This is a genomic window from Nesterenkonia haasae (assembly GCF_010119385.1).
In the GTDB taxonomy this organism is placed as follows: domain Bacteria; phylum Actinomycetota; class Actinomycetes; order Actinomycetales; family Micrococcaceae; genus Nesterenkonia; species Nesterenkonia haasae.
On sequence record NZ_VFIE01000017.1, the window covers coordinates 126,299 to 151,965 of the forward strand.

Sequence of the window (25,667 nt, forward strand, 5' to 3'; positions counted from 1 at the left end):
TCCTCATACCGCAAGGGGAGCCAGGACCTCCCGCACGTTCAGGTCGTTCTCTGCATCCGGCTACTGGGGCAATGGAGCACGCCAGGATATGCGTTGTCGAGTGATCTATGGTGTGTCGTCGCTCTGGCGCAAGGAGCGAACCATGCTCCGAAGGATACCGGCCACGTTCGATCGCTCCGTCTCAGTCAGGCCAGCCATCATCCTCATCTCGACGGACCGGACCGCTGCTGATGCCATCTCGAGACTCCGCCTGCCACGAGAGGTAAGCCGGGTGGGAAGCGCCTTGCCCACGGGCGCCTCTTTGGCTCTGGTGACATAGCCGTCCTGCTCCAGCGCCTGGAGCAACACGTTCATCGACTGCCGGGTCACGAATGCGCCGCGCGCGAGCTCGGAGTTCGATGAGCCCGGTCGTTGAGCCAGCAACTCAAGGCACGCGTAGTGAGTCACAGTCATCCCGAACGGTCGCAGCACCTCCTCCATCGCCAGCCGAAGCGCGCTCGATGCTTCCTTGAGGAGGTAGCCCACGGATGTCTCCAGGTCGACGCCACTGCCATCTTGACTCATGTCAATAGTCTGACATAGATTGTTGTATGTCAGAAGACTGACATGAGCAGCAGAAGGAGCACTAATGCCCGCCACTGGCCCCGATTTCATCTCCCTCCAGGTTCGCAACCTCGACGCATCGCAGAAGTTCTACGAGAAGTACCTCGGCCTCGTTCGATCACCCGCCGGACCTCCGCACGCCGTCGTGTTCGACACGCGGCCGATCGCGTTCGCCCTGCGTGACCTCGTACCCGGCACCGATCTGGATGCGGTCGCCCAGCCCGGCATCGGTGCGGCGATCTGGCTCCACGCCACCGGCGTGCAGGAGATTCACGACGCACTTGTCGCCGACGCGCAAACAATCGTGATCGCTCCGTTCGACGGCCCGTTCGGGCGGACGTTCACCTTCGCCGATCTCGACGGCTACCAGATCACCCTCCACGACCGTGCCTGAGATCGGCGTCCTGCTTCTCGGCGCGACAGGCGCGCTCGGCGACAAAGGCGTCGCCCCCGCTCCGATCACGACTGCCGGTCGGAACCACCAGCGTCTGGCGGAACTCGTGGCCCCACAGGTGCCCGGCTAGCCCGCGGCTCGATGCGCCTCCTGGGCATCCCCAGCAGACTCGACTTGGAGCAGTGGGACACAGGTGTCCGAACCACATACGGTTCCTGAGGACTGGCATCACCAGCGTTTGTCGTGGATTATCAGGGCTTTTTTGAGAAAACAGGAGACTGTAGAGGCCTGAAACTTCAGCAACCCCCTGAAATTCGAGGGGAGGGCCTGCCTAATGCCTAATTGCATGTGGTTGCTGATGTAGGTTGCTCGTTTATGCGCAGGAGAATTTTCGCTGCATCCTCCGGTCGGCTGAACTGTGGCCAGTGGCCAGTAGAGAGGTCGATGTAGCTGGCATCGGCGAAGTGGGGAAACTCAGTGGTGGGCGGGAAACCTGCCTTGATCCAGTCAGTGAGGTCCGCTGTCGAATACTCGGTGCACACCGCGGTGAGGGGTATGTAGTGCCGTTCAGGGTGGCTCAGGTGCAGAGTACCGGCAAGCACCTGAGCCGGCACGGATACTGCATTCGCGCGGAACTGATCCAGCGCGGCGTCGTCGAGCCCGGCGAGGTCCGCGGGGCCGAAAGCAGAGAAGTCCGGCAGCGACACGAATCCCTCGGCATCGGGAAACTGCTGGTCCAGCAGCGGCATCCCGTCAGGCAGCGGGAACCCGCCTATGAGCACCAGATGGCGAACCGCATCTGCCCGTGCGTCAGCAGCTGCGTAGGCCAGTCCACACCCAGCAGAGTGGCCCACCAACACGGGAGGTTCAGGTGCAGAGTCTATGGCGAGCACGACGGCGTCGACCCAGTCCTGCAGTGTGGTTTCCCGATCGTTGGGAAGAGTCAGCGAGTGGGTGCTGTGGCCTGCGGCTACCAGGGGAGGGGTCACCTCGTGCCAGCTGCCGGCATCAAGCCACAACCCCGGAATGAGGATGAAATGCGCCATAGCTGAGGCCTTTCCCGCGTAAGAGAGGAGGTTATTTCAGCTTAGCCGTCAGTGCCGTCCCCGTCACGATGAGGCGGCTGGTCGCTCATGAGGATCTCAGCCTGGCGCTGCAGACACAGAAGTGATTCGGCAACGAGGGGATCCAGACTCATCGAATGCCGGACATGTGCCACAATGCGACGCTGCACCCGTGGCCTGTGCAGAGCCCTGACGACCACCCCGGGAGGAAGGTCCCGTAGTGCTAGGTGCGGAAGCACCGTAACGCCCAGCCCCGCCGCCACCAGTCTCAGAGCCGCGTGATGGTCATCGAGCCTGGCGCTGAACTGCGGGGTGAAGCCCGCGGCCCGAGATGCGGAACGAATAATTCGTCCAGTGGGACTCTCATAGATGTCGTGATCGACCCAGTTCTCTCTCTGCAACTGACGCATGCTGACGCTCCGCTCCGAAACCAGCCGGTGAGTTGACGGAACCGCTACCGCAAAGTCCTCTACGCACAACTCGTGGCGAACGTAGCCCTCCAGTGGAGCAGCGGGTTCCTCCATCGACTCGTTGCGGATATCTACGTCCGCTGGCCTGCGTCCCTGGCCGCCGTGGGGTTCATTGAGGCTGATCTCAACTGTTAGCTCGGGTTCCGACTGGCGGGCTCGGTGTACCACCTCGGGAATCCATTCCTGGGCGACCGAAGAGAAGCACGCGATGGCTAGGTGCTTGTTCCGTTGGTTGCGAAGATCATCGACCACCCGGTCCAGTTGACTGAACGCCGAGAGTGCAGCACTGGCTTGTTCAGCAAGATGCAGTCCCGCAGCGGTGGGACGTCTGCCTCGCCCATCTTTTTCGAACAGCTGAAGCCCGGTCTCTCTGCTCAATGCGGTGATGTGCTGGCTCACCGTGGCGGGGGAGTAGTGCAAGTTTCGGGCCGCGGCCTGCAACGACCCGGCTGCCACTACTGCCTGAAGGATGCGCAGACGCTGGGGGTTCAGCATCTGGCTACTGTACTGCAGTGTTCGTCCATACCGAACAATAAGTTGAAATTGTTTACTTGTTTCTGAATGTCCACTCATCCAGAATGAAAAAACGTCTACAGCGCCCAATCCTCAGTCAGGAGCAGCTATGTCACAGTCGAGCACCGGAAGTTTCTGGAACCGCGTTTCCAAGCATGTGGTGGGATACGGGGCGCCGTTCAGTTCAGCGATCATCGAACGTTCGTCTGGCTCCTACATTTACGACCACACTGGCCGGGCCATATTGGACTTTACGTCGGGTCAGATGAGCGCTGTTCTTGGGCATGGTCACCCAGCCATAGTCAACGCGGTCAGCTCGTCAATCAAGACTCTGGACCACCTCTTCTCTGGCATGCTGAGTCGTCCAGTGGTGGACTTCGCCGAGAAACTTGCCTCCACAATGCCTGATCCGCTCACTAAGACCCTGCTGCTGACGACTGGGGCCGAATCCAATGAAGCGGCCCTGAAGATGGCCAAGATGTATACCGGAGGCTACGAGGTCATCAGCTTTGACCGATCGTGGCATGGAATGACCTACGGAGCAGCCTCAGCCACGATGTCTGCGGGCCGTCGCGGATATGGGCCTTGGATGCCGGGAAGTCTCGCCTTGCCCACGCCCCACGCTGGCATCTCACCGTTCCGGAACGACGACGGCAGTCACGACTGGCGCACCGAGCTGGACTTTGGATTTTCGCTGATCGACAAACAGTCAACCGGCGCGCTCGCGGCGGTGATAGTGGAGCCGATCCTGTCGTCAGGAGGCATCATTGAACTGCCTGAAGGGTATTTGGCTCGGCTCAAAGAGCACTGCGACGCCCGGGGCGGACTGCTGATCCTTGACGAAGCGCAGACCGGAGTCGGGCGTACCGGCACCATGTATGCCTTCGAACGTGACGGGGTGGTACCGGACATCATCACCCTCTCGAAGACGCTCGGGGCCGGTTTACCGGTTGCCGCAGTCGTGACTTCCGCGGAAGTGGAGGAACGTGTGGCCGAACGTGGTTTCCTCTTCTACACCACCCATCTCAACGATCCGCTGGCTGCCAGTGTGGGCAGCACGGTGCTCGATGTGGTGGAACGCGAGGGCCTGGTCGAGCAGGCGGCGAAGTTGGGCAATCAGCTCGGTCAGGCCCTGCGCGACCTGCAGGACACCATGGAGGTTGTCGTCGACGTGCGCGGGCGTGGCCTGCTGCAGGGACTGGAACTGGGAGCTCCCGAGAACGGAACCGTCGATGACCTTGTCTCCGCCATTACCCAAGAGAGCCTGCAACGCGGGCTGCACATCAATATTGTCCAGATTCCGGGGATGGGCGGCGTCTTTCGGATTGCACCGCCGCTGACGACCAGCGAAACCGAACTGGCTGAGGGAATCGACATTCTCCAGGAGTCGATCGCAGCCGTCGCCCGCTGACTCAGCTCCATGGAATGAACCCAAGAGCGAGGGCGAGTAGGAGTGCGACCACCGAGAAGATCCACATGGGTAGAAATGAATAGCGGATGTGCTTGCCGATATCACAACCAGCGAGTCCGAGGGCAAGCCATAGCGCGGCAGAGAACGGACTGATGAACGTGCCGATGATATTGCCCACCAATACGGCGTAAACCACCGAGATCGTCCCCACCCCGGCCTGCCCTGCGACGCCCTCCACCACAGGAAGCAGGGCGAAGTAATGCGCGTCAGTGCTAAGCAGCAACTCCAGGGGCAGTCCGAAGAAACCGACAATGAGGTGTACATAGGGAACCAGGGCGGCCGGCAGGATGGAAACGGCATCTGTGGCTAGTGAATCCAACATTCCCGATTCCTCCAGGATGCCGAGGAAGCAGCCGGCAGCAAGAACGATGGCACCGGTGGCGATGGCGCTGCCGCCATGGGCCTTGATCGTCTCCATCTGGTCGCTGACCTTGGGGTGGTTGACCACTAGGGCTGCGCTGAGACCGAGCATGAACGCCAATGGGGCCGGCAGGATGTCTGAGACCAGAAGGGCGAGCATGCCCAGGACCAGAATGGTGTTGACGATCATCTGCCAACGCGGGGTCTGCCCTTCGGTGTCGTGGCTGCCCCAGAGTTCGTCTGCCTCGCCGCTGAATTCGTCAGTCCCTGTGCTGTGGTGTCCAGAGCCGGAAGATGTTGAGTCGTGGTCGGACGGGGCGAAGCCCCCTGTTCTCTGCGCTGACGCTGAGACGAGTTCGCGCTGGTCGACCTGCTCCTCGTCGGATTCCTGAGTCTCGGTTGTTGTCTCCACTGCGTCCGCTGGAGCGCCGCCACGAGCAGCGATTCGGCGCTTCTCCCGTATGCCAAGCAGTACCGCGGCCACCACGAGCATCAGCAGGCAGAGAATCTGCACCGGAATCAGGCCTCGCCAGAGCGCGATCGGATCCATGCCCACCACCGCCGAGGCGCGAGCAACCGGGCCGCCCCAAGGAAGCATGTTCAGCACACCCATGCTCATGCCGGCAAGCAGCAGCAGCAAGTAGGGACTCATACCCAAGTGCCGGTAGAGCGGAAGCAGTGCGGGGATGACGATCAGGAACGTGGAGGCGCCCGCGCCGTCTAGGTGGCAGACCGCGGCCAGCAATACCGTACCCACGCAGATGGCGATGACATTCCCGCGGGTCAGTCGCACCACGAGTCTCACCAAGGGGTCGAAGAGCCCAGCCTGGTTCATGATCGCGAAGAAGAGGATCGCGAAGATCAGCATGACCGCGACGTCGAGCACCGCGCCGATGCCCTCACCGAAGAAATCGCCAATCTCAGTGAAGGAGAAGCCGGCCAGCAGTGCTCCCGCGAAAGGGATCACCGTCAGTCCGACAATTGGGGCGATACGCCCCATGATCAGCAGCGTCGTCATGATGACGATTACTGCCAGGCCAATTAGGCTGAGCATGGTGTTCTCCTAGATGCGGTTCTATGGGTACGTTCGGCGTCAGGAAATGTGAGCCACGTGACAGTATTGAATGAATGTGACCGGCCCCACAGTTTTGTGCACATTCACGCAATAATGGTCATATTGGTCCCGAAATAGGGTGCTGTGAACAGTGATAAGTCCCGTTCATCAGGCGGAGGAGGGAGGGGCTATGTCTGCACTGGCTCGCCGTCCAAGATCCGCCGCACGCGAGGTTTCGCTCGGCCACCGGCTCTTCCGGTGGAACATGGTTCTGCTCATTGGAGCGGTCACTTTGGTCTCCCTGCTCTGGGGTGCGAATCAGTACGTCGAAGTTCGCCAGCAATATGAGGACCGAGTCCTCACCATGGCTGAATCCGTGGCCGTGATGGAGACCGTCCAAGGCGCCCTAGAGACCGATGACCCAGCGGAGATTCTCGCCCCCTGGGCCGAAACTTTGCGTGAGGCCACCGGCTACGAATACATCATGATCGCCGACAGCGATGGCATTCGGCAGTCCCACCCAGACCCCGAAGCGATCGGCCAGCGACCTCATTTGGACCCCGCTCCCGTCTTGGCGGGAGATACTTGGACCGGCGTGGAACACGGTCATGCAGGTCTCACAATGCGTGCCCGCGTGCCCATCTTCAATGAATCCGACGAGGTCATCGGTTTTGTGTCAGTGGGGATTCTCGCCTCCGAGGTGCGTCTGGCCTCGATTGGAGAGCTGCCGCTGATCTTCGGCGTCGCACTCTTGGCCGTCGGTATCGGTGCAGTCGGGGCCCGGTTACTCGCGCGACGACTCCGCGCCGATACGCACGGGCTGGAACCGCGGGAGATCACGGCACTGCTCGACGGTCGTGAGGCACTGCTCTACGCCATTGGTGAGGGGGTAATCGGGCTGGATAGTGAAGGACGCATTGTCCTGGCCAACACTCCTGCACGGCAGCTTCTCCGACTTCCAGAGGAGCATCTCGGCCGGACTCCCGCAGAGCTGGGACTGGGAGCGGAGGCCCAAGCTGTGCTCAGCGGGCCAGACGCAGGGGAGGACCTGCTCCTGAGTGTGGACGGCCTCATCTTGGTGTGCAACAGGAGACCTGTGAGGGTGCGTGAGGACGATGGTGGCGTCGTCGTCACCCTTCGTGATCGAACCGAGCTGACGCGGCACAGTGACCAGCTCGACGGCGCACGAACCGTCACCGACGGACTACGTGCCCAACGGCATGAGTTCGCCAATCGCATTCATACGGTCGCAGGTATGTTGGAGCTCGGCACGGTAGATCAAGCCCAGGCCTACTTGTCAGAACTCTCCTTGGCCACCTCGGGTGCCGATGCTGAGATCGCCGCCCGTTTTCAAGATATGACGGTGGCCGCCCTGGTCCTGGCCAAGTCAGTCCAGGCCGCTGAGCGAGGGGTCCAATTCAACCTCTCTGAACTCTCGCACCTGCCTGAAGGCCAACCCCACGACCTCCGAGATGACCTGCTCCTGGTGATCGGGAACCTGGTGGACAACGCGATGGACGCTGCAGGCCCTGACGGTGCGGTAGAACTGATGGTCCGCCAGCACGGAGGGGAGATGGATGGTCTGGTAGAAGTCCGGGTCATCGACTCTGGCCCGGGTCTTGACCTGGCGATCGCAGACGATGTCTTTAGTATCGGGCGCTCCACCAAGGACCAGGCCGGCCGGCGCGGACTGGGCCTGGCGTTGGTGCATCAAGCGTGTTTGCGTCGTGGAGGCTCCGTCAGCGTAGACACCGAGGACGAGACCACTTTCTATGCCTATCTTCCGGCGCGGCAGGACGTCACCAGCTCATGAACCTCCCTTCGGAAAACCTTGGATCCGGGTCACGCACCGCGAAGCCCGTCAGCACACTGATCGTCGATGATGATGTGCGGGTCGCTCGAAACCACCGCGAACTGGTCGACTCCCTGCCCGGCTTCAGCGTGGTCAGAACGGCGCACACCGCAGCGGAAGCACTCGAAGCTGTGCGGCAGCATCAACCTGATTTGGTCCTGCTGGATCTGTTCCTCCCTGATCGCACAGGATTGGCAGTTCTGGAGGAACTAAGAAGTTCTGCGTGGATGCGGGAGGTCGGAATCGTAGATGTTCTGCTCATCACCGCCCTGCGCGACGTGGAGCAGGTGCGTAGAGCGATGGCCATGGGTGCGCTGCACTACCTGATCAAGCCGTTTCCGCTGCGGCAGCTGCGCGACCAGCTCGAACGCTATGCCTCAGCACGTAAACGTATGATTGCCATGTCGACTGTCACGCAGAAGGACGTTGACACACTCTTTGGGTTGATGCGCCCCGTTGCATCGCGCTCTATGCCCAAAGGGCTCACCCCTGCCACCGTCGAACGAGTGGCTGAGGCGTTGCGCTCTTCACCAGAAGACGTCTCCGCAGTGGAAGTATCCAATACCACTGGGATCGCGCGAGTCACCGCTCGCCGCTATTTGGAGCACTTGTGCGCGGAGGGAAGGGCAGAGCTCACGCTTCGCTACGGTCACGCAGGGCGGCCGGAGCATCGCTACCGTTGGGTCCCTTAGTATTATCAGGCGCTCCCACGGCGGTGTTTGTGCCGTCACCCGGCACCGGCGCAGGATGGACCTGTGACCCTCAGCACCTATTTCGCCTTCCTCGGCGTCGCCGTCATCCTCGCAGTGACCCCAGGACCAGACACGCTGCTTTCCCTGCGCTACGCCCTGGTCTCCCGGCGGGCAGGCGCCTTGGCTGCCGCGGGGTCATCGGTCGCCATGTTCGTCTGGGCCGCCCTTGCCGCACTGGGATTGGCGGCCCTCTTCGAAGCCTCAGACATCGCGTACTACGTTGTCAGCCTGCTGGGCGGCTGCTATTTGGTGCTGCTGGGCGCTCGCACTTGTCTCACCGCCCGGGGAAGGTTCCGCAACGCGGCAGTGATCACGGCCGCCGGACTGCAGCGGGCCACCCCAGCCCAAAAGCGTAGGACGACGACGCCCCTGACTCCCTTTCTTGCCGGTATCGCCACCTGTATGACGAACCCCAAGGTGGGGTTGTTCTTTCTGGCGCTCTTTCCGCAGTTCACGCCGACCGCGATGGGTCCGGTCTTCGCCATCGCAGTCCTGGGTGGAACTGTGGTCGTCACGGTCTACGCCTATTTGATCGGCATCGTCCTGATGGTAGATGCAGCGAACCGTTGGCTGTCCAACCCGCGGGTCACCGGGTGGATCGAACTCGTCAGCGGTCTGACGTTACTCGGCCTGGGCATCTACATGGTGATGGCCGGCGCCGTGGGGCTGATCCTGTAACAGTGCCGATTCGCGCACCTACATCTCAGCAGGGGAGCGGACCACACAGAATTCATTGCCCTCAGGGTCTGCGAAAGTCACCCACCCTGTGCCGGGGCCCCGCTCGCCGCGTCTATCAGCGATCACGGTGGCGTCGAGGCGACAGATGCGTTCGATCTCCTCGTCTCGCTTTCCTTCCCGCGATCCCAGGTCCAGGTGAACCCGGTTCTTCACTTCATTTGGCCCATACTTGCCTTCTACGAAGAGAAGCCGATGCCCGGATGTGGGATCGAGGATCATGCATTGTTCGTCTCCCGGCTCATTGGGATCACCTGGCATATCGGTGTAGCCCAGGACCCGCTTCCACCATTCCGACAGGGCGTAAGCGTTCTCGGCGTCAAAAGTTGTGTGCGACACATATGCAGTCATGGGAGAAATCTAAGCATAATGACACATCCCTGCTGGGCACGGCACACTGGGAGGTGGCAGGTGGTGCGGAGTGTTCACCGCCGCCGAAGCTCGAGTAAATCTGGTGGGTAGACTGTCCGGGTGACTCCAGAAGAACTCTCCTCCGTTGTGAAAACCACCCTCGCTGAAGCCGTTGCGGCCGGCGACATAGCCCTCGAGACCCTTCCCGAGGATGTGCGAGTGGAGCGGCCCAAGAGTCGCGATCACGGAGACTGGGCCACCAACATCGCTCTCCAGCTTGCAAAACCGGCACGAATGAACCCCCGCCAGCTGGCCGAGGCCCTTGCCACACGGCTCGCTGACCACTCGGGGATCACCCACGTCGAGGTGGCCGGACCAGGATTCATCAACGTCACCCTCGACGCCGCAGCCGCCGGACAGCTCGCCCAGAACATTGTGGAAGGTGGGGAGACCTATGGTCACAACCAGGCGCTGAACGGACATGTCATCAATTTGGAATATGTCTCCGCCAACCCCACCGGGCCGCTGCACATGGGACATACCCGCTGGGCCGCGCTCGGCGACGCATTGCTGAGGCTGCTGCGCGCATCAGGGGCCCAAGTCACCGCTGAGTACTACATCAACGATGCCGGTAACCAGATGAGTGTCTTCGCCGCGACAGTTCTGGCCGCCCTGCACGGAGAAGACACTCCGGAAGGCGGTTATCCGGGTGAATACATCAACGACCTCGCCGAGACCGTCGCCGAGCAACGTCCAGATGTCAGAGGCCTGCCCCGCTCAGAGGCACTGCCAGTAGTTCGCGAGATTGCCTACCGAGCCCAACTTGCTCAGATTCGCGGCACCCTCCAGGCATTCGGCGTCCACTTCGACGAATGGTTCTCCGAAAAGTCCCTGCACGACGAGAAGCTGATCGACTCAGCCATCGCCACTCTGCGCGAACAGGGCAACATCGACGACAGAGACGGGGCCGTGTGGCTGCGCACTACAGACTTCGGTGACGACAAAGACCGGGTGCTCATCAAAGACGATGGCGAACCGACCTACTTCGCCGCTGACGCGGCGTACTACCTCAGTAAGCGCGACCGGGGCTTTAGCGAGAAGATCTATATCCTCGGTGCCGACCACCACGGCTATGTGGGCCGGCTCAAGGCCATGGCCGCTTGTGCCGGAGACGATCCGGAGCAGAACATTGAAATCCTCATCGGCCAATTGATGAGTGTCAAGGGTGCCCGTCTGTCGAAGCGCAAGGGCAACGTCATCGCGCTCGATGACCTCATTGAATGGCTCGGCACTGACGCTCTGCGCTACACCCTGGCCCGCTATCCCGCTGACTCACCGATCGACGTAGATCCTGAAGTGCTGCAGTCGAAGACCAATGACAACCCGGTCTTCTACGTCCAATACGCTCACGCCCGGGCCTGCAACGCAGCGCGCAATGCAGAAGCACAAGGAGTGGACCACTCTAGTTTCGACGCCGCCCAACTCGCCCATGCGCGTGAAGAAGAGTTGTTGGCGCACCTGGCGAAATTCCCCAACACTGTGGCGCGGGCCGCTGAACTACGCGAACCCCACCGGGTTGCCCGCTACCTCGAGGACCTCGCCGGTGCGTACCACGCCTGGTATGCGAAATGCAGGATCGCGCCTTCCACACTCGAAGACGGCACTGTGGAACCGGTCACTGATCTGAACCGCACCAGACTCTGGCTCAACAGTGCCACAGCACAGGTACTGCGCAACGGACTCACACTGCTGGGCGTCAGCGCACCGGAACAGATGTGAGGGACGTCCATGACACTGACCCCTCACCCGCTGGCCCCAGAGTGGCTAAGCCCCCGCGAAAACACAGATGACCTCGAGTCAGGGCTGTTCCCAAGCACAACCTCCCGCAGCGCCACCGGTGAACTGGTGATCGACGGGGTGCCCGTCGGAGAACTTGCTGCCACCTACGGCACCCCGCTCTACGTCTTTTCTGAAGCGGACTTCCGCGCTCGTGCCCGCGGGTTCCGTGAAGCATTCAACCGTGCGTTCGCACCAGAGACAGCTGTCGATGTCTTCTATGCCGGTAAAGCTTTCCTCTCTACACGCGTGGCGCAGTGGGCCGCTGAAGAGGGTCTGAACATCGACACCGCCAGCGGAGGAGAGCTGTCCATTGCTCTCGCAGCAGGTGTGGCTCCTTCCCGAATTGGACTGCACGGCAACAATAAGTCCGATGCAGAGATCGCCCGCGCTGTGGAGCTTGGCCTGGGCCGCATCATCGCCGATTCTGTTGAAGAGATCGCCCGAATCTCCGCGATCGCCACGGACATGGGCCGGACCGCCTCGGTGATGCTACGCCTGACACCCGGGGTCCACGCTTCCACCCACGAATACATCGCCACCGCACACGAAGATCAGAAATTCGGTTTGTCGCTGACCCCCGTTCCAGGGACCCACACCGAATCGCCCAACCCATACCTGGGGTCACCGGCGTGGACAGCGGTTGAACAAGCTCTTGGAGCCCCGGCAGTTGACCTGATAGGTCTGCACTGCCACATAGGCTCGCAGATCTTCGAACCCACCGGCTTCGAACTCGCCGCCTCCAAACTCATCGGGTTCCTCGCCCGCGTCCAGGCGAGCCACGGCGTCGTCCTTCCCGAATTGGACCTCGGTGGTGGACATGGAATCGCCTATACCGAAGCTGACCACCCCCGTGCCCCGGAAGAGATCGCCGAGGCGCTGGCGACTGCAGTCCGGGCTGCCTGCAACGAGCAGGGCATCGCGATACCACGGCTGAGCATCGAACCAGGTCGCAGCATCGCTGGGCCCGCCGGCATCACCCTCTACAGTGCCGGAACCACCAAAGACGTGGTGGTCGAGGACGGCATCAGCCGTCGGTACATTGCGGTGGACGGCGGTATGGGGGACAACGCCCGGCCGGTGCTCTACGACGCGGACTACGCTGCCGTCCTGGCCTCCAAACGGCTCACCGGAGAACATGTGCTGTCTCGCATTGTGGGAAAGCACTGCGAATCCGGAGACATCGTGGTCAGAAACGTATACTTGCCACCGGCTGTGATCCGGGGAGACCTCCTCGCTGTCCCGGCCACAGGGGCGTACTGCCATTCGCTGTCGAGCAACTACAACTACCTGACCCGGCCCGCCGTGGTCGCCGTCCGAGACGGTGAAACCCAGGTGCTCATCCGCCGGGAGACCGAAGAGATGATGCTCGCCCGCGACACCGGCTATACGCCCTAAGCCGGCCGACGTCTTTGTCGCCGAAACCGAACTTCCACACTGAAGAGGTGAAGATGGCCTTGCCGCCGCAGCCCAAATCTGGCGAAACGATCCGTATCGGCCTGCTCGGAGCCGGCAACGTCGGCGCCCAAGTGGCCAAGACACTGGTGGAGGAACGGGACCTGATCTCCGCCCGAGTCGGCACTCCAGTGAAACTGGTCGGCGTCGCAGTACGCGACCCCGAGGCCCCACGTGACTGGCGCATTCCGGGTGAGCTCCTCACCACCGATGCTGAGGCCCTGGTGGACCAGTCTGATCTGATCATTGAACTCATCGGCGGCACAGAGCCAGCTGGTGGACTCATCGAACGTGCGCTGCGCCGTGGAGCGGCTGTGGTCACCGGCAACAAAGCACTGCTGGCCAGCAGAGGCACCGAGCTGAACGCCATCGCGGCAGAAACGGGCGCCCTACTTCGATACGAGGCATCTGTAGGTGGAGCCATCCCGATCCTGCGTCCCATTGAGGAATCACTCTCAGGTGACCGGATCACGAAAGTCATGGGGATCGTCAACGGCACCACTAACTATGTCCTGGACCAGATGGATACCACCGGAGCGGCGTTCGACGACGCGCTAGACGAGGCTCAGAAGCTGGGATATGCCGAGGCCGACCCCACCGCCGATGTCGCCGGGCTCGATGCCGCGGCCAAAGCAGCCATCCTCGGCACTCTGGCATTTCACGCTCCTTTCAGCTTCGACGACGTCTACTGCGAGGGCATCACCGACGTGACGCAGGACGACATCGAGGCCGCAGCTGCTTCCGGGTATGTCATCAAACTTCTGGCCATCGCTGAGAAGCACACCCAAGGGCAAGCTCCCGGTGTCGTACTGCGCGTACACCCCACCCTGCTGCCACGGACTCATCCTCTGGCCAGCGTGCGCGGTGCGTTCAACGCCGTATTCGTGGTGGCCGAGAACGCCGGTGAGCTGATGTTCTACGGTCAGGGCGCCGGAGGACGGCCAACCTCCAGCGCGATTATGGGCGATGTGGTGGCCGTGGCGCGCCGACTGCGTGCACCAGTGCCTGAAGCTCCCACCATCTCCAGTGAGGTCAACCTGCCGCCGCTGCCGATCGAAAAAGCGACCACGCAGTACTACATAGACATGGAAGTCGCCGACCGGGAAGGCGTGATCGCAGAGATTGCCCGCGTGCTGGCAGACCATCACGTGTCCATTGAATCAATGCGTCAGCCGGGCAGCGTCACCATAGAAGGTGAAGTTGAAGACAGTGAAAACGGCGCCAAAGTGCAGGTCGTGACCCATATCGCAAGCGAAAAAGACCTACACGCGACAGTGGAGGAACTGCGCGGCCTTGATGTGGTCAAGATCGTAAACTCTGTGCTGCGCGTCGAAGTCAAGAAGTAAAGGGGAAACACCATATGGCGCACCAGTGGCGAGGAGTCATCCGCGAGTATTTCGACCGGCTGCCGGTCGCCGAGGGCGACCGCATCATCAGCCTCGGTGAGGGCGGGACACCCCTGGTGTACGCTCCAGCTCTTTCGGCCCTGGTGGAAGGTGAGGTGCACCTCAAAGTCGAGGGAATGAACCCCACCGGTTCGTTCAAGGACCGTGGAATGACCATGGCCATCACCGCAGCAGTGGCGGATGGCGCCAAAGCAGTGGTATGCGCTTCGACCGGAAACACCTCCGCATCGGCTGCCGCCTACGCCACTCAGGCAGGGCTGACCTGTGCTGTGCTGGTTCCTGCGGGCAAGATTGCGATGGGTAAGCTCTCGCAAGCTGTGGCTCATGGTGCTGAGCTGATTCAGATCGACGGGAACTTTGACGGCTGCCTCGATGTGGCTCGCAAACTCGCCGAGAATTACCCGGTCTTCCTGGTCAACTCCGTCAACCCAGCCCGTATTGAAGGCCAGAAGACTGCAGCCTTCGAGGTGGTTGACGCACTCGGCTCAGCACCCGATTATCACCTGCTGCCGGTAGGCAACGCCGGCAACATTACGGCCTACTGGAAGGGCTATAACGAGTACTTCGATGACCAGGTAACCACTTCCCTTCCCACAATGTGGGGATTCCAAGCCGCTGGAGCCGCACCGATCGTCGCCGGATACCCCATTACAGACCCAGAGACCGTCGCGACGGCGATCCGCATCGGGAACCCGGCCTCGTGGGAGTACGCCGAAGCAGCCCGGGACGAGTCTTCCGGGGTCATCGAATCAGTCACCGATGCTCAGATCCTCTCGGCCCATCGCTGGCTTTCCGCCAAAGAGGGCGTTTTCGTGGAACCCGCATCAGCTGCGGGAGTTGCCGGTCTCCTCAAGAAACATCGAGCAGGCCACGTGCCCACCGGCAAGCGGTGGGTCATCACAGTCACCGGTCACGGACTCAAAGATCCTGACTGGGCGATCAACAATCCAGAGTTGCAGACCAGTGAGGGCAACGACGCCGCCCCCACCCAGGTCCCACAGGATGTCGAAACCGTCGCTCGGACCCTGGGGCTCTGAGCATCACATGGGACTTCAACTGGGACGGTTAGGCCAAGGGCTCGGACCTGATGCTGCGGTCGGTGCGCCGGCCGCCCAACTGCGCGAGCCACTCAGCGCAGAGGTGCATTTCCGGCTGAGAGTTCCAGCGACCAGCGCTAACCTCGGGCCAGGCTATGACACTCTCGGACTGGCACTGGAGTGGCGGGATGACATCGATGTGACTGCGCGGCCGCGCCGCAATCCGGAGGAGCCGGAAGTCGGTGTCGTTGTTACCGGAGAAGGAGCTGGCGAGCTCCCTGCAGATGCATCACATCTTGTGATCAGTGCTGTGGAACGCATTCTTGCGGCCAAGGGATACCATCTGCCGGATTTGGACGTGCGGGCGCAGAACACCATTCCGCACTCACGAGGGCTCGGTTCCTCCGCCGCGGCCATCGCCACTGCTGTGAAAACTGCTGATCAGCTGATTCCCGGTGGCCTCACGGAGGACGAGCAGCTGCAGATTGGCTCGCGTATTGAAGGCCATCCGGACAACTACGCGCCGGCGCTCCGCGGGGGAGTGGCAGTGTCCTGGCTCGCCTCAGACAACCCAGAGCCGATCTTCAGCACGGCACCGCTGAGCGTGCACCCTGAGCTGACCTGTGTGGTGGCCATTCCGTCGTTCATCCAGTCGACTCAAGCTGCCCGCGACCTGCTGCCGGGCAGCGTTCCGCACGATCAGGCGGCCAAGAACAGCTCCCGGTCAGCCCTCCTGGTGCACGCCATCACCTCCGACCCGAGTCTGCTGCTCGATGCCACAGAGGACTTCCTCCACCAGGAATACCGGCGCCAAGCGTTCCCGCTGTCCATGGCACTGGTGGACACACTCCGTGGTCAGGGGTTCGCCACCGTCGTCTCCGGTGCAGGCCCAGCAGTCCTCGTGCTGACGAGTCACCAGTGGGCCCCAGCGGCCGCCGCAGCGATCCAGACGTTCGCCAGTCAGCAGCCGGGGCAGGACACGTTCACCCCGTCGAATCTGCCGATAGCCCACACAGGTGCTATAGTTGAAGCACTGCGGTGATCGAAGTTATCACCGAGTGACTTTCGCGCAGTTCGCGCTCTCCCAGCCGGGTTATTGACACAGCACGCACCGATTGATGTGTTCAACCCGCGTGTGTACATGAGTGTACTGAAGGGGAAATTCTTCAACGCGTTGACGCGAAAGATTGCCATGGAAACCGTTGGCCGCATCTGAACGCGGTCTGCCTGACGAGGGAGAAGGAACCTTCGTGACAGAAACCACCACTGAGGGAGCACCTCAGGACGTGAAGAACGATGCCGACAGCAATTCAAACAGCGGGCTCGCCGGACTCAAACTAGCTCAGCTTAAGGCGCTGGCTTCTCAACTGGGTATTGCCGGGTCCTCCCGGATGCGTAAGTCCGATTTGGTCGAGGCGATCTCCGCCCATCAGCGCGGCGGCGCAGTTGCCGACCGCGGTAAGAAGGCGGACAAGCCGGCAGAGAAGGAAAAAGGCTCCGAAGAAAACAACGGAGTGCCATCAACCGCCGCCGACTCTGACCACAATGAGCCCCCTAAGGACGATGCCAAGAATGGGCGCCCTCAGGAGGACGCTTCACAGGACGGCGAGGCACAGAGCCAGTCCAAGGGCAACAACCGGCACCGACGGACACGCGGCAAGAGTGACGATGGCCGCGGTGGTCGCGACAAGTCCGCCTCCGGATCTGAGTCTTCCGACGCCAATGAGGGCCGGGAGCGCAGTGACAACCAACGTCCGCAGCGCGGTGAGAAAAAGCAGTCCAATCGGTCGAACCAGTCTGATCGTTCGAATCAGTCAGACCGGTCGAGCCAGTCGGACTCTCAGGACCACCGACAGGACCAGGAAAACTTCGGTCGCGATCACGACAGTGACAACGACAACGACGATGACCGCAATGACCGTCGGAACCGGCGTCGTAATCGCAATGATCGCAACCGGCGTGGGCGGGACCGCAATCGCGGCCCCGAGCATGACGATTCTGATTTCACCGAGGATGATCAGCTCATCCCGATCGCCGGGATCCTCGATGTTCTCGACAACTATGCGTTCGTTCGGACCTCCGGGTACCTGCCTGGCCAGAACGACGTCTATGTTTCTCTGCAGCAGGTGAAGAAGAACAATCTGCGAAAAGGTGACGTCGTCACTGGCTTCATCAAGGCACCGCAGGACAACCAGAAGCAGAACAAGCGGCAGAAGTTTGCGGCTCTCGTGAAGGTCGACAAAATCAATGGCCGTCCCGCTGAAGCAAACACCGACCGGGTCGACTTCAACAAACTCACTCCGCTCTATCCGCAGGAGCGACTGCGGCTTGAAGGTGACCCCAAGGACGTCGGCACACGTGTCATCGACCTCGTGGCGCCCATCGGCAAGGGCCAGCGCGGCCTGATCGTCTCCCCGCCCAAGGCGGGTAAGACCATCATCCTGCAGTCCCTGGCAAAGGCAATCAAGACCAACAACCCTGAGGTGCACCTGATGATGGTGTTGGTCGATGAGCGCCCTGAAGAAGTCACTGACATGCAGCGCACAGTCGACGGTGAGGTCATCGCCTCCACGTTCGACCGACCTGCAGATGACCACACCACTGTCGCTGAACTTGCCATCGAACGCGCCAAGCGTCTGGTGGAGGTCGGTAAGGACGTGGTGGTCCTCCTAGACTCCATGACCCGCCTGGGCCGTGCCTACAACACTGCAGCGCCTGCCTCCGGCCGTATCCTCTCCGGTGGTGTGGACGCCAACGCGCTGTACCCACCTAAGCGGTTCTTCGGTGCAGCCCGCAATATTGAGCACGGCGGCTCGCTGACGATCTTGGCTACGGCTCTGGTGGAGACCGGATCCAAAATGGATGAGGTCATCTTCGAGGAGTTCAAAGGCACTGGCAATATGGAGCTCCGTCTCTCCCGCCGCCTGGCGGATAAGCGGATCTTCCCCGCCATCAGCGTGTCCGAGTCCTCCACAAGGCGAGAGGAGAACCTTCTCTCGCCCCAAGAGGTCCAGATCATGTGGAAGCTACGCCGTGTTCTGTCCGGACTGGAGCAGGAACAAGGCCTGGATCTCCTGCTGAAGAAGATCAAAGACACCAGTTCCAACGCGGAGTTTCTGCTGCTGACCCAGAAGACCACCCTGGGCGGCAACGGCGACTAGGTTCGCGTATCCGGGGAAGACCCCGTCAGCAGTCCTTACCAGGCACTGGCGGGGTCTTTTCAGATCACGTCCCGTTACGTCGTCGTTCCAGGAAGGCCTATGAGTACTGAGATCAATCCCCGCATGTTCGACTCCGTCGGCAGCCTGCTCGAGGAGCACAAAGAACTTCAAGCCCAGCTCGCCGAGCCCGAGACGCATGCCGACCAGTCGCTGGCCCGCAAACTCGGCCGACGCTACGCGCAGCTCAACGGGGTTGTGGAGGCTCACCGTCGTTGGGCTCAGCTCCAGGATGACCTCGAGGCCGCGCGTGAACTCGGTGAGGACGACGCCGAATTCGCCGCTGAGGTGCCCCGGCTCCAGGAGCAGCTGGAGCAGGCTTCAGAGCGTTTGCTTCGAATGCTGATACCGCGTGACGAGAACGATGTTCGCAACGCGATCGTGGAGGTCAAAGGCGGTGCCGGCGGTGACGAGGCTGCACTGTTCGCCGGAGATCTGCTGCGCATGTACACCCGCTACGCCGAGTCCAAAGGGTGGAAGACAGAGCTCATCTCGTCGACCCCCTCCGATTTGGGTGGGTATAAGGATGTCCAGGTCGCCATTAAGTCCAGCACCAATGACCCAGCTGAAGGGGTCTACGCTCATCTGAAATTCGAAGGCGGCGTGCACCGGGTTCAACGCGTCCCGGAGACCGAATCCCAGGGACGGATCCATACCTCGGCAGCCGGCGTACTGGTTCTGCCGGAAGTCGATGAACCGGAAGAGATCGAGATCTCCCAGAACGACCTCAAGATTGACGTCTATCGTTCTTCAGGCCCAGGAGGGCAGAGCGTGAACACGACGGACTCTGCGGTCCGCATCACTCACCTGCCCACCGGGATCGTGGTGGCGATGCAGAATGAGAAGTCTCAGCTGCAGAACAAGGAAGCGGCTATGCGAGTGCTGCGCTCCAGGCTCTTGGCCCACCAACAGGAACAGTTGGACGCTGAGAGCTCACAGGCCCGGAAGTCGCAGGTGCGCACCATGGACCGATCCGAACGGATCCGCACCTACAACTTCCCCGAGAATCGCATTGCTGATCACCGCACCGGGTACAAGGCCTACAACCTTGATGCTGTCATCAACGGTGATCTCGAAGCTGTCATCGCATCCTGCATCCAGCTGGATGAACAGGAACGGCTCGACGCACTCGCCGAACAATAGGCATAACGCCCGGGGGAGTGCCACTGTGGAACTAGGTCATATGATTCGTGAGGCTGTTGGGCGTCTCGCTGAGGCTGGGATTCCCAGTCCTCAGACGGATGCTGAATTGCTCGCCGCCCATGTCTGGGGACTCAGCAGGGGAGAGCTCCAAGCCAAGATGGTTTCCGCAACCGGAGGCGTAGCTGGTGGTGCCGCAGCCCAGGACCGGTTCTGGGGACTCATCGATGAACGCCGGCACAGGATACCGCTGCAGCATCTGACCGGTGTGGCGCCCTTCCGGTGGCTGGAGCTGAGGGTGGGGCCCGGTGTGTTCATCCCGCGCCCCGAAACGGAAACCGTGGTGGACCTGGTACTTCAGAGGTTGCGGAGTCTCAACGCTCAAGGGGTTGTTCATCCGCGCGTAGTCGACCTCGGCACTGGATCTGGGGCAATAGCAGCATCAATCGCTGCGGAATATCCTGCTGCGGAAGTTCATGCTGTGGAAATCTCATCCGAGGCCGCCGCGTGGGCGCAGCTCAATTTCCAAAATCTCCCCCGCGGTGCGAGCTCGGTGACGCTGCACCACTGTGACCTTCGGGACTTCGCTGCTCAGTGGCACTCTGATTCCGTCGGGGCGGCACCCTTCGAACTTGTGGTCTCCAACCCGCCGTACATCCCCCCGAATATGGTGCCGATTGAGCAGGAGGTCCGTGAACACGACCCCGAGGTTGCACTCTATGGAGGAGGCCCCGACGGGCTGGACCTCACAACGGCAGTGCTGCAGACCGCCAAGCAGATCCTCGTTCCCGGCGGATGGCTCGTCTTAGAGCATGCCGAGGTGCAGGCTGATGCGTTGGCGGCACTCTGCGATGCCGACCCCTTGCTAGAGAATGTGGAAACACACAACGATCTGACCGGTAGAAAACGAGCCACCTCAGCGACCGTGCAGCGGGCACCCCACGGTGCGGTCCAGCGCGCATCGGGCCGAACAGCGTGAAAGAATACAGCCCGTGAGCGAGACCTACGATGTCATGGAACCAGAACAGCGTGAAACTGCCATTGAGGCTGCGCGCAGCGCTCTGCGCCGCGGTGAGCCTGTGGTGCTGCCGACCGACACCGTCTACGGAATTGGCGTGGACGCCTTCAGTCCGCAGGCAGTGGCTGTGCTGCTGGCAGCCAAAGGGCGAAGCCGAACCATGCCTCCGCCGGTGCTCATCGCACGTGCTGAGGTCATGGACGCGCTTGCCACCGATATCCCCGAATCAGCGCGGGAGCTGGCCAGCGCCTTCTGGCCCGGGGCGCTGACACTCATCCTCCACGCCCAGCCATCACTAGCTTGGGACCTGGGAGAGACTCGCGGAACAGTAGCCCTGAGAATGCCAGCCGATGAGGTCGCCCTTGATTTGCTGGGGGAGGTCGGCCCGATGGCTGTTTCCAGTGCCAACCGAACCGGATCCCCAGCGGCGACGACAGCAGCGGCGGCCCAGCAGATGCTCTCAGAGTCAGTGGCGGTCTATCTCAACGATGGGGAGCGTTCCCAGCAACAGGCCTCCACCATCGTGGACTGCACCAGCGGCTCGCCGACTGTGGTTCGTCAGGGAGCGATCCCCCTCCACGAGCTCCAGGCCGTGGTGGCTGAGGTGGCCGCTTCAGAGTGATCTACTTTCTGATAGTTCTCACGGTTTCGGCAGGTGTCACCTATTTGCTGACGCCCCCGGTGCGGAGGCTCTCGCTACGGCTGGGTATCTACACCAGCATTCGGTCAAGGGACATCCATACCGAGGTGAAGCCTCGTTGGGGTGGCGTCGCCATATACGCCGGAATGCTCGCCGGGATCGGTGTTTCTGCGGTAATCCCACTGTTCTCGGGGATATTCACGGACCTCTCACAGGTGACTGGGGTCATTCTGGCCATGACGTTGATCATGGTCACAGGTATGGCTGACGATGCCTGGGACGTGCACTGGTTGATTAAACTTGCCGCTCAGATCGGCTCCGGAGTGCTCCTGGTCGTCCACGGCATTCAGCTTGAAGTCATGCCGGTGGGGTGGCTCGGCGTGGGCGGGCCACTTCTTCAGGGCTTCCTGACGGTGTTTCTGGTGGTGTTGACCATCAACGCATTCAACTTTATTGATGGCCTCGACGGGCTCGCCGCCGGAGTAGCTGCCATAGGTGGTGCGGCCTTCTTCATGTACAGCTACTTGCTGACACTGTCGATCCGCGAGTTCGAGCCCTCCCATCTGGCGACGCTGCTTATGGCAGTCCTGGTTGGCGCATGTCTTGGATTCCTGCCGCACAACTTTCACCCCTCGAAGATCATCATGGGTGACACCGGTGCCATGCTCCTCGGATTTGTCATGGCCACCGGTGCGGTCATCGCCACGAGCTCGTTGGAGCTGCACCAGGAACAATTTCGCTTCCGCAACATCCCCGCCTATATGCCGATACTGCTGCCACTGGCCGTGATGGTGCTGCCCGTGCTGGACCTCGTGCTGGCCGTGATGCGGCGGGCCCTGCGAGGGCAGAGCCCCTTTTCGCCTGATCGCGGTCACCTGCACCACAAACTGCTGGACTCGGGTTACTCCCACGCGCAGGCTGTGCTGCTGCTCTACCTTTGGGCCGGTCTCATCGCCTTCGGCTCCATCTCGTTCAACTTCCTCCCATGGCAATTGGTCTCCACCGCGATGGCGCTCACCCTCGGCATCGCAACCGTGTTGACCCTTGGACCCGGAATGCGCAGACGAGTCCGGGCCAGCAACAGGCGCTCAGCGGCCCGACGTGCGAAAGAGAAACCCCTATGAACGGCACGGCGTGGCGGCAAGTGCTTATCAGAACCACAGCAGCAGGACTGTCCACACTCGGCATCGTCACGGCTGCCGCTGGATTGTTCCAGGGGACGGCCGCGGCCGTCTCTGCGGCTGCCGGTGGAGGCCTCGTCGTCGTGCTCTCCTTCCTATCCCTGGCGCTGATCGACTGGGCTGAACGGCATCGACCACATCTGTCCATCCCGCTGTTCATGGTGGGCTTCGGCGTTAAGATCACCGCTCTGGCTCTCCTGATGCCCTTTGTTCAGCCCGGGGATTGGCTGAGTCCAGTATGGGCTCTCGCGGCCGGCATCGCCGTGTTGCTGGTGTGGCAAGTGGTCGAAGTTCTCAGTTTTGCAAAAATGCGACTGGCGGTTGAACCCGATGCGTAGATTTTCTACGGCTTGTAGTAGTGTTGTCACAGCTGGATAACGTGCCGTGCACGGCGGTGAGCTTTGGTAGGCTTAGCCCGGGCCGCGGCTGGTTGTCTATGCGCCGACTTCCCTCGCCCGAACCCGAGATCAGTATGTCTCGATCTTTCGACGACCGATGAGAGGACCAGCGTTGTCATCGCTTGCCCTGAGTGCCGCCGAAGAGGGTGGCTTCCAGCCGCCCACTATCAGTGAGACCCACCTTCCGGACATTCTCCCGTGGATGGCGCCCTGGGGCACCGGCTTCGGCAAAAACATGCTGATGGTGATTCTGGCCGTCGTGCTAATCACCTGGCTGTTCAGCTTCGCTATTCGCAAGCAGGCCCTTGTTCCCTCGCGTGGTCAATACCTGGCTGAGTCCGCCTACGGTTTTGTGCGCAACACCATGGGTCGGGACATCCTGGGCGATAAGCACTTCAGGCCGTGGATCCCACTTCTCTTCACAGTCTTTTTCTTTGTGCTGTTCAACAATCTCTTCGGGGCAATCCCCGGGTTGCAGATGCCCACGTTCTCCCATGCTGGCCCTGCCTATGCCCTGGCCGGCATAATTTGGATCACCTGGATCGTCTTGGGATTCAAGCTCCACGGCGCGAAGTTCATGAAGCTGATGACGGTACCCTCCGGCGTGCCGAAGCCACTTTTGCTCATCCTCACCCCTCTGGAATTCCTCTCCAACTTCATCATCCGCCCCCTGACGCACAGTCTGCGTCTGATGGCCGTGATGCTTGCCGGTCACATCATTGTGATGCTCGCCGGTTCTGGGGCCGAGTTCCTGATCGCCCAGCAGGAAGGTATCGCCAACGCTGGTTTGGGTGTCGCCGTCCTGATTGGCTCGATCCCGTTGTACTTCTTGGAACTGATCATGATGGTGCTGCAGGCGTTTGTCTTCGCCCTGCTGACCGCCATCTATATCCAAGGTTCCATAGAAGCCGACGCCCACTGATCCTGCAAGACCCGTAACTAACGAGTTCCCGCACAACTTTCCGGTGAAAGACACCGGAAGCGAGACAGAAAGAGAGAAATACATGGAAGGCACCCTGAACATGATCGGCCTCGGCCTCGCTGGCTTCGGCGCGGCCATCGCGATCGGCATGGTCTTCGCTGCCTACCTCAATGGTGTGGCACGTCAGCCGGAGGCTCAGCGTGTGCTGCAGCCCATCGCGCTGCTCGGCTTCGCCCTTGCTGAGGCCGTGTTCATTCTGGCCATCGTCTTCGCCTTTGTGCTCTGACACAGGTTTAGCAGACACGCAGCCGTCCTCAGTGACGGCAGCCTAAGAAGACCGTCAGACTAGTGAAGATGGGTGAACACATGATCAGCACAACACTGATCCGGGCAACGGAGTACGAAGACGCGAATCCGTTGGTCCCGAACCCCTGGGAAGCTGCCGTGGCCGCTATCGGCTTCATCGTGCTTTTCATCATTGTCGTCAAAGTGATCGCTCCCAGGTTCGAGCAGTCGTACCAGAACCGCGTGGAAGCGATTGAAGGCGGCATCAATCAGGCGGAGGAAGCCAAGGCTGAGGCTGAGGCTCTGAAGGCTGAATATGAGAAGCAGCTGGCTGATTCGCGCGCTGAAGCGTCCAAGATTCGTGAAGAAGCTCGGGCGGAAGGCGCGCAGCTTGTCTCAGAGGCTCAGGAGAAGGCCGCCGCTGAGGGGGCGCGAATCCGCGAACAGGCGCAGGCTCAGATCGAAGCTGACCGCGCCGCTGCCGCAGCATCCTTGAAGTCTGAGGTCGGAACTCTGGCAACGCAGTTGGCTTCGAAGATTGTCGGCGAGGCCCTCGAGGACGACGCCCGTTCCAGCCGCGTTGTTGATCGCTTCCTAGCCGATCTTGATGCTGAGCAGCAGACGCAGGGGGCAGCACAGTAATGGCAGTGCAGTTCAGCGGATCCAGTCGGTCCAGGGCGTCTCTTAAGACGCTGGAGAGCGAATTGGCGGAGACCCTCACAGCGGCTGATCTTGCCGTTGCTGCTGAGTTGTTCACCGCACTCGATGTGCTGGACGGCTCTGCAGCTTTGCGGCGATCCCTCACCGATCCTTCACGTGAAACCGCTGCTCGCGTGGGGGTCATCCGGTCTCTGTTCAGTGCGGGAGCGCAGCCGGCCACGGTAAAAGTCCTCGAGGCTGCAGTGGCTCAGCGGTGGAGCAAGGAGCGTGACCTCGGTGACGCAGTGGAGTCACTGGCAGTCACAGCTGTTGCGGCTAAGGCGGAGAGTCGGGGGCTCCAAGGACTGGAGGATCTCGAGAGCGCATTGTTGAGCTTTCGCCGGACCATCGCCGAGTCGCACGAACTTCAGCACGCACTGAGTGAGGATCAAGCACCTCCGGCAGCGAAGCAGAAGCTGGCAGGAAAGCTCAGTTCACAGGCCTCACCTGAGGCCCGGCTGCTGATAGACCGGGCCGTGACGTCCCCGAGGGGCCTGCGGACTTCCGCCTTGATCGAACGTTTCGCTGCGGCGATTGCGGCCCGCCAGGACCGCTGGATTGCTCAGGTTACAGTGGCGAAGGACCTAAGCAGCACATACCTGGACAAACTGTCCGCGAGTTTGGACAAGTACTTCGGCAGGGAGCTGAAATTGGATGTCGTCGTTGATCCTGATGTGATCGGCGGCATTCGCGTCCAGGTCGGAGACGAAGTGGTAGATAGTACCGTCGCCGCTCGACTGAATGAGCTCCACCGCACAATCGCCAGCTAGCCCAGCTAGCCCGACTGACAACTTTTGACCCGTACGGCCGTGC

At 61.3% G+C, this 25,667-nt stretch carries 26 protein-coding genes; 21 read left to right on the top strand and 5 right to left on the bottom strand.

Features of this window, described 5'->3' with window-relative positions:
• Nucleotides 1-105: 105 nt before the first annotated feature.
• Nucleotides 106-564, bottom strand: coding sequence for a MarR family winged helix-turn-helix transcriptional regulator (locus FH975_RS00695; RefSeq protein ID WP_162319628.1), 459 nt, complete (start codon nt 562-564; stop codon nt 106-108).
• 64 nt (nt 565-628) lie between these two features.
• Between FH975_RS00695 and FH975_RS00700 the strand changes: the two genes are divergently transcribed.
• Entirely contained in the window at nt 629-997 is a 369-nt protein-coding gene (locus tag FH975_RS00700) for a VOC family protein (RefSeq protein WP_162319629.1), read from the top strand.
• Nucleotides 990-1,127, top strand: coding sequence for a hypothetical protein (locus tag FH975_RS00705; protein WP_162319630.1), 138 nt, complete (start codon nt 990-992; stop codon nt 1,125-1,127). The genes FH975_RS00700 and FH975_RS00705 overlap by 8 nt, the downstream gene beginning before the upstream one ends.
• Before the next feature lie 208 nt (nt 1,128-1,335).
• On the opposite strand, the gene FH975_RS00710 is transcribed toward FH975_RS00705, so the two are convergent.
• Together FH975_RS00710 and FH975_RS00715 are read right to left on the bottom strand one after the other, a co-directional pair.
• Entirely contained in the window at nt 1,336-2,043 is a 708-nt protein-coding gene (locus FH975_RS00710) for an alpha/beta fold hydrolase (protein ID WP_162319631.1), read from the bottom strand.
• A gap of 41 nt (nt 2,044-2,084) precedes the next feature.
• Entirely contained in the window at nt 2,085-3,026 is a 942-nt protein-coding gene (locus FH975_RS00715; RefSeq protein WP_162319632.1) for a LysR family transcriptional regulator, read from the bottom strand.
• A gap of 127 nt (nt 3,027-3,153) precedes the next feature.
• Between FH975_RS00715 and FH975_RS00720 the strand changes: the two genes are divergently transcribed.
• On the top strand, nt 3,154-4,455 hold the full coding sequence (locus FH975_RS00720; protein ID WP_162319633.1) for an aspartate aminotransferase family protein: 1,302 nt from the start codon (nt 3,154-3,156) through the stop codon (nt 4,453-4,455).
• Nucleotide 4,456: 1 nt separating this feature from the next.
• On the opposite strand, the gene FH975_RS00725 is transcribed toward FH975_RS00720, so the two are convergent.
• Nucleotides 4,457-5,929, bottom strand: a complete 1,473-nt coding sequence (locus FH975_RS00725; RefSeq protein WP_162319634.1) for a CitMHS family transporter — start codon at nt 5,927-5,929, stop codon at nt 4,457-4,459.
• A gap of 190 nt (nt 5,930-6,119) precedes the next feature.
• Between FH975_RS00725 and FH975_RS00730 the strand changes: the two genes are divergently transcribed.
• From FH975_RS00730 to FH975_RS00740, 3 genes are all read left to right on the top strand, one after another.
• Entirely contained in the window at nt 6,120-7,742 is a 1,623-nt protein-coding gene (locus FH975_RS00730) for an ATP-binding protein (protein ID WP_202922932.1), read from the top strand.
• Entirely contained in the window at nt 7,739-8,473 is a 735-nt protein-coding gene (locus FH975_RS00735; RefSeq protein WP_162319635.1) for a response regulator, read from the top strand. Before FH975_RS00730 ends, FH975_RS00735 begins: the two co-directional genes overlap by 4 nt.
• Nucleotides 8,474-8,536: 63 nt before the next feature.
• Nucleotides 8,537-9,211, top strand: coding sequence for a LysE family translocator (locus tag FH975_RS00740; RefSeq protein WP_162319636.1), 675 nt, complete (start codon nt 8,537-8,539; stop codon nt 9,209-9,211).
• A gap of 18 nt (nt 9,212-9,229) precedes the next feature.
• Here the strand turns inward: FH975_RS00740 and FH975_RS00745 are convergent, their stop codons facing one another.
• Nucleotides 9,230-9,619, bottom strand: a complete 390-nt coding sequence (locus FH975_RS00745) for a VOC family protein (protein ID WP_162319637.1) — start codon at nt 9,617-9,619, stop codon at nt 9,230-9,232.
• Between the two features lie 120 nt (nt 9,620-9,739).
• On the opposite strand from FH975_RS00745, the gene argS reads away from it, so the two are divergent.
• From argS to FH975_RS00820, 15 genes are all read left to right on the top strand, one after another.
• Nucleotides 9,740-11,398: an arginine--tRNA ligase gene (gene argS, locus FH975_RS00750; RefSeq protein WP_162319638.1), complete on the top strand. Its 1,659-nt coding sequence runs from the start codon at nt 9,740-9,742 to the stop codon at nt 11,396-11,398.
• Between the two features lie 9 nt (nt 11,399-11,407).
• Complete coding sequence (lysA, locus tag FH975_RS00755; protein ID WP_162319639.1) at nt 11,408-12,853, top strand: diaminopimelate decarboxylase; 1,446 nt, start codon at nt 11,408-11,410, stop codon at nt 12,851-12,853.
• Between the two features lie 53 nt (nt 12,854-12,906).
• On the top strand, nt 12,907-14,256 hold the full coding sequence (locus FH975_RS00760) for a homoserine dehydrogenase (RefSeq protein ID WP_162320019.1): 1,350 nt from the start codon (nt 12,907-12,909) through the stop codon (nt 14,254-14,256).
• 14 nt (nt 14,257-14,270) lie between these two features.
• Nucleotides 14,271-15,353: a threonine synthase gene (gene thrC, locus FH975_RS00765; protein WP_153077477.1), complete on the top strand. Its 1,083-nt coding sequence runs from the start codon at nt 14,271-14,273 to the stop codon at nt 15,351-15,353.
• Between the two features lie 7 nt (nt 15,354-15,360).
• Nucleotides 15,361-16,395: a homoserine kinase gene (gene thrB / locus FH975_RS00770; RefSeq protein WP_162319640.1), complete on the top strand. Its 1,035-nt coding sequence runs from the start codon at nt 15,361-15,363 to the stop codon at nt 16,393-16,395.
• Between the two features lie 208 nt (nt 16,396-16,603).
• Complete coding sequence (rho, locus tag FH975_RS00775) at nt 16,604-18,514, top strand: transcription termination factor Rho (RefSeq protein WP_153077479.1); 1,911 nt, start codon at nt 16,604-16,606, stop codon at nt 18,512-18,514.
• Between the two features lie 123 nt (nt 18,515-18,637).
• Nucleotides 18,638-19,714: a peptide chain release factor 1 gene (gene prfA, locus FH975_RS00780; protein ID WP_153077604.1), complete on the top strand. Its 1,077-nt coding sequence runs from the start codon at nt 18,638-18,640 to the stop codon at nt 19,712-19,714.
• A 25-nt stretch (nt 19,715-19,739) separates the two neighbouring features.
• On the top strand, nt 19,740-20,690 hold the full coding sequence (prmC, locus tag FH975_RS00785) for a peptide chain release factor N(5)-glutamine methyltransferase (RefSeq protein ID WP_328821713.1): 951 nt from the start codon (nt 19,740-19,742) through the stop codon (nt 20,688-20,690).
• Nucleotides 20,691-20,694: 4 nt separating this feature from the next.
• On the top strand, nt 20,695-21,351 hold the full coding sequence (locus FH975_RS00790; protein ID WP_407938608.1) for an L-threonylcarbamoyladenylate synthase: 657 nt from the start codon (nt 20,695-20,697) through the stop codon (nt 21,349-21,351).
• Complete coding sequence (locus tag FH975_RS00795; protein ID WP_162319641.1) at nt 21,348-22,493, top strand: MraY family glycosyltransferase; 1,146 nt, start codon at nt 21,348-21,350, stop codon at nt 22,491-22,493. Before FH975_RS00790 ends, FH975_RS00795 begins: the two co-directional genes overlap by 4 nt.
• Nucleotides 22,490-22,888: a hypothetical protein gene (locus tag FH975_RS00800; protein WP_162319642.1), complete on the top strand. Its 399-nt coding sequence runs from the start codon at nt 22,490-22,492 to the stop codon at nt 22,886-22,888. The genes FH975_RS00795 and FH975_RS00800 overlap by 4 nt, the downstream gene beginning before the upstream one ends.
• A gap of 172 nt (nt 22,889-23,060) precedes the next feature.
• A complete protein-coding gene (gene atpB, locus FH975_RS00805; RefSeq protein ID WP_194250967.1) occupies nt 23,061-23,870 on the top strand; it encodes a F0F1 ATP synthase subunit A in 810 nt (269 codons plus the stop codon).
• Between the two features lie 82 nt (nt 23,871-23,952).
• On the top strand, nt 23,953-24,156 hold the full coding sequence (locus FH975_RS00810; RefSeq protein WP_119903463.1) for a F0F1 ATP synthase subunit C: 204 nt from the start codon (nt 23,953-23,955) through the stop codon (nt 24,154-24,156).
• Between the two features lie 80 nt (nt 24,157-24,236).
• A complete protein-coding gene (locus FH975_RS00815; protein WP_153077483.1) occupies nt 24,237-24,797 on the top strand; it encodes a F0F1 ATP synthase subunit B in 561 nt (186 codons plus the stop codon).
• On the top strand, nt 24,797-25,624 hold the full coding sequence (locus FH975_RS00820; RefSeq protein ID WP_153077484.1) for a F0F1 ATP synthase subunit delta: 828 nt from the start codon (nt 24,797-24,799) through the stop codon (nt 25,622-25,624). The genes FH975_RS00815 and FH975_RS00820 overlap by 1 nt, the downstream gene beginning before the upstream one ends.
• The last annotated feature ends 43 nt before the right edge of the window (nt 25,625-25,667 follow it).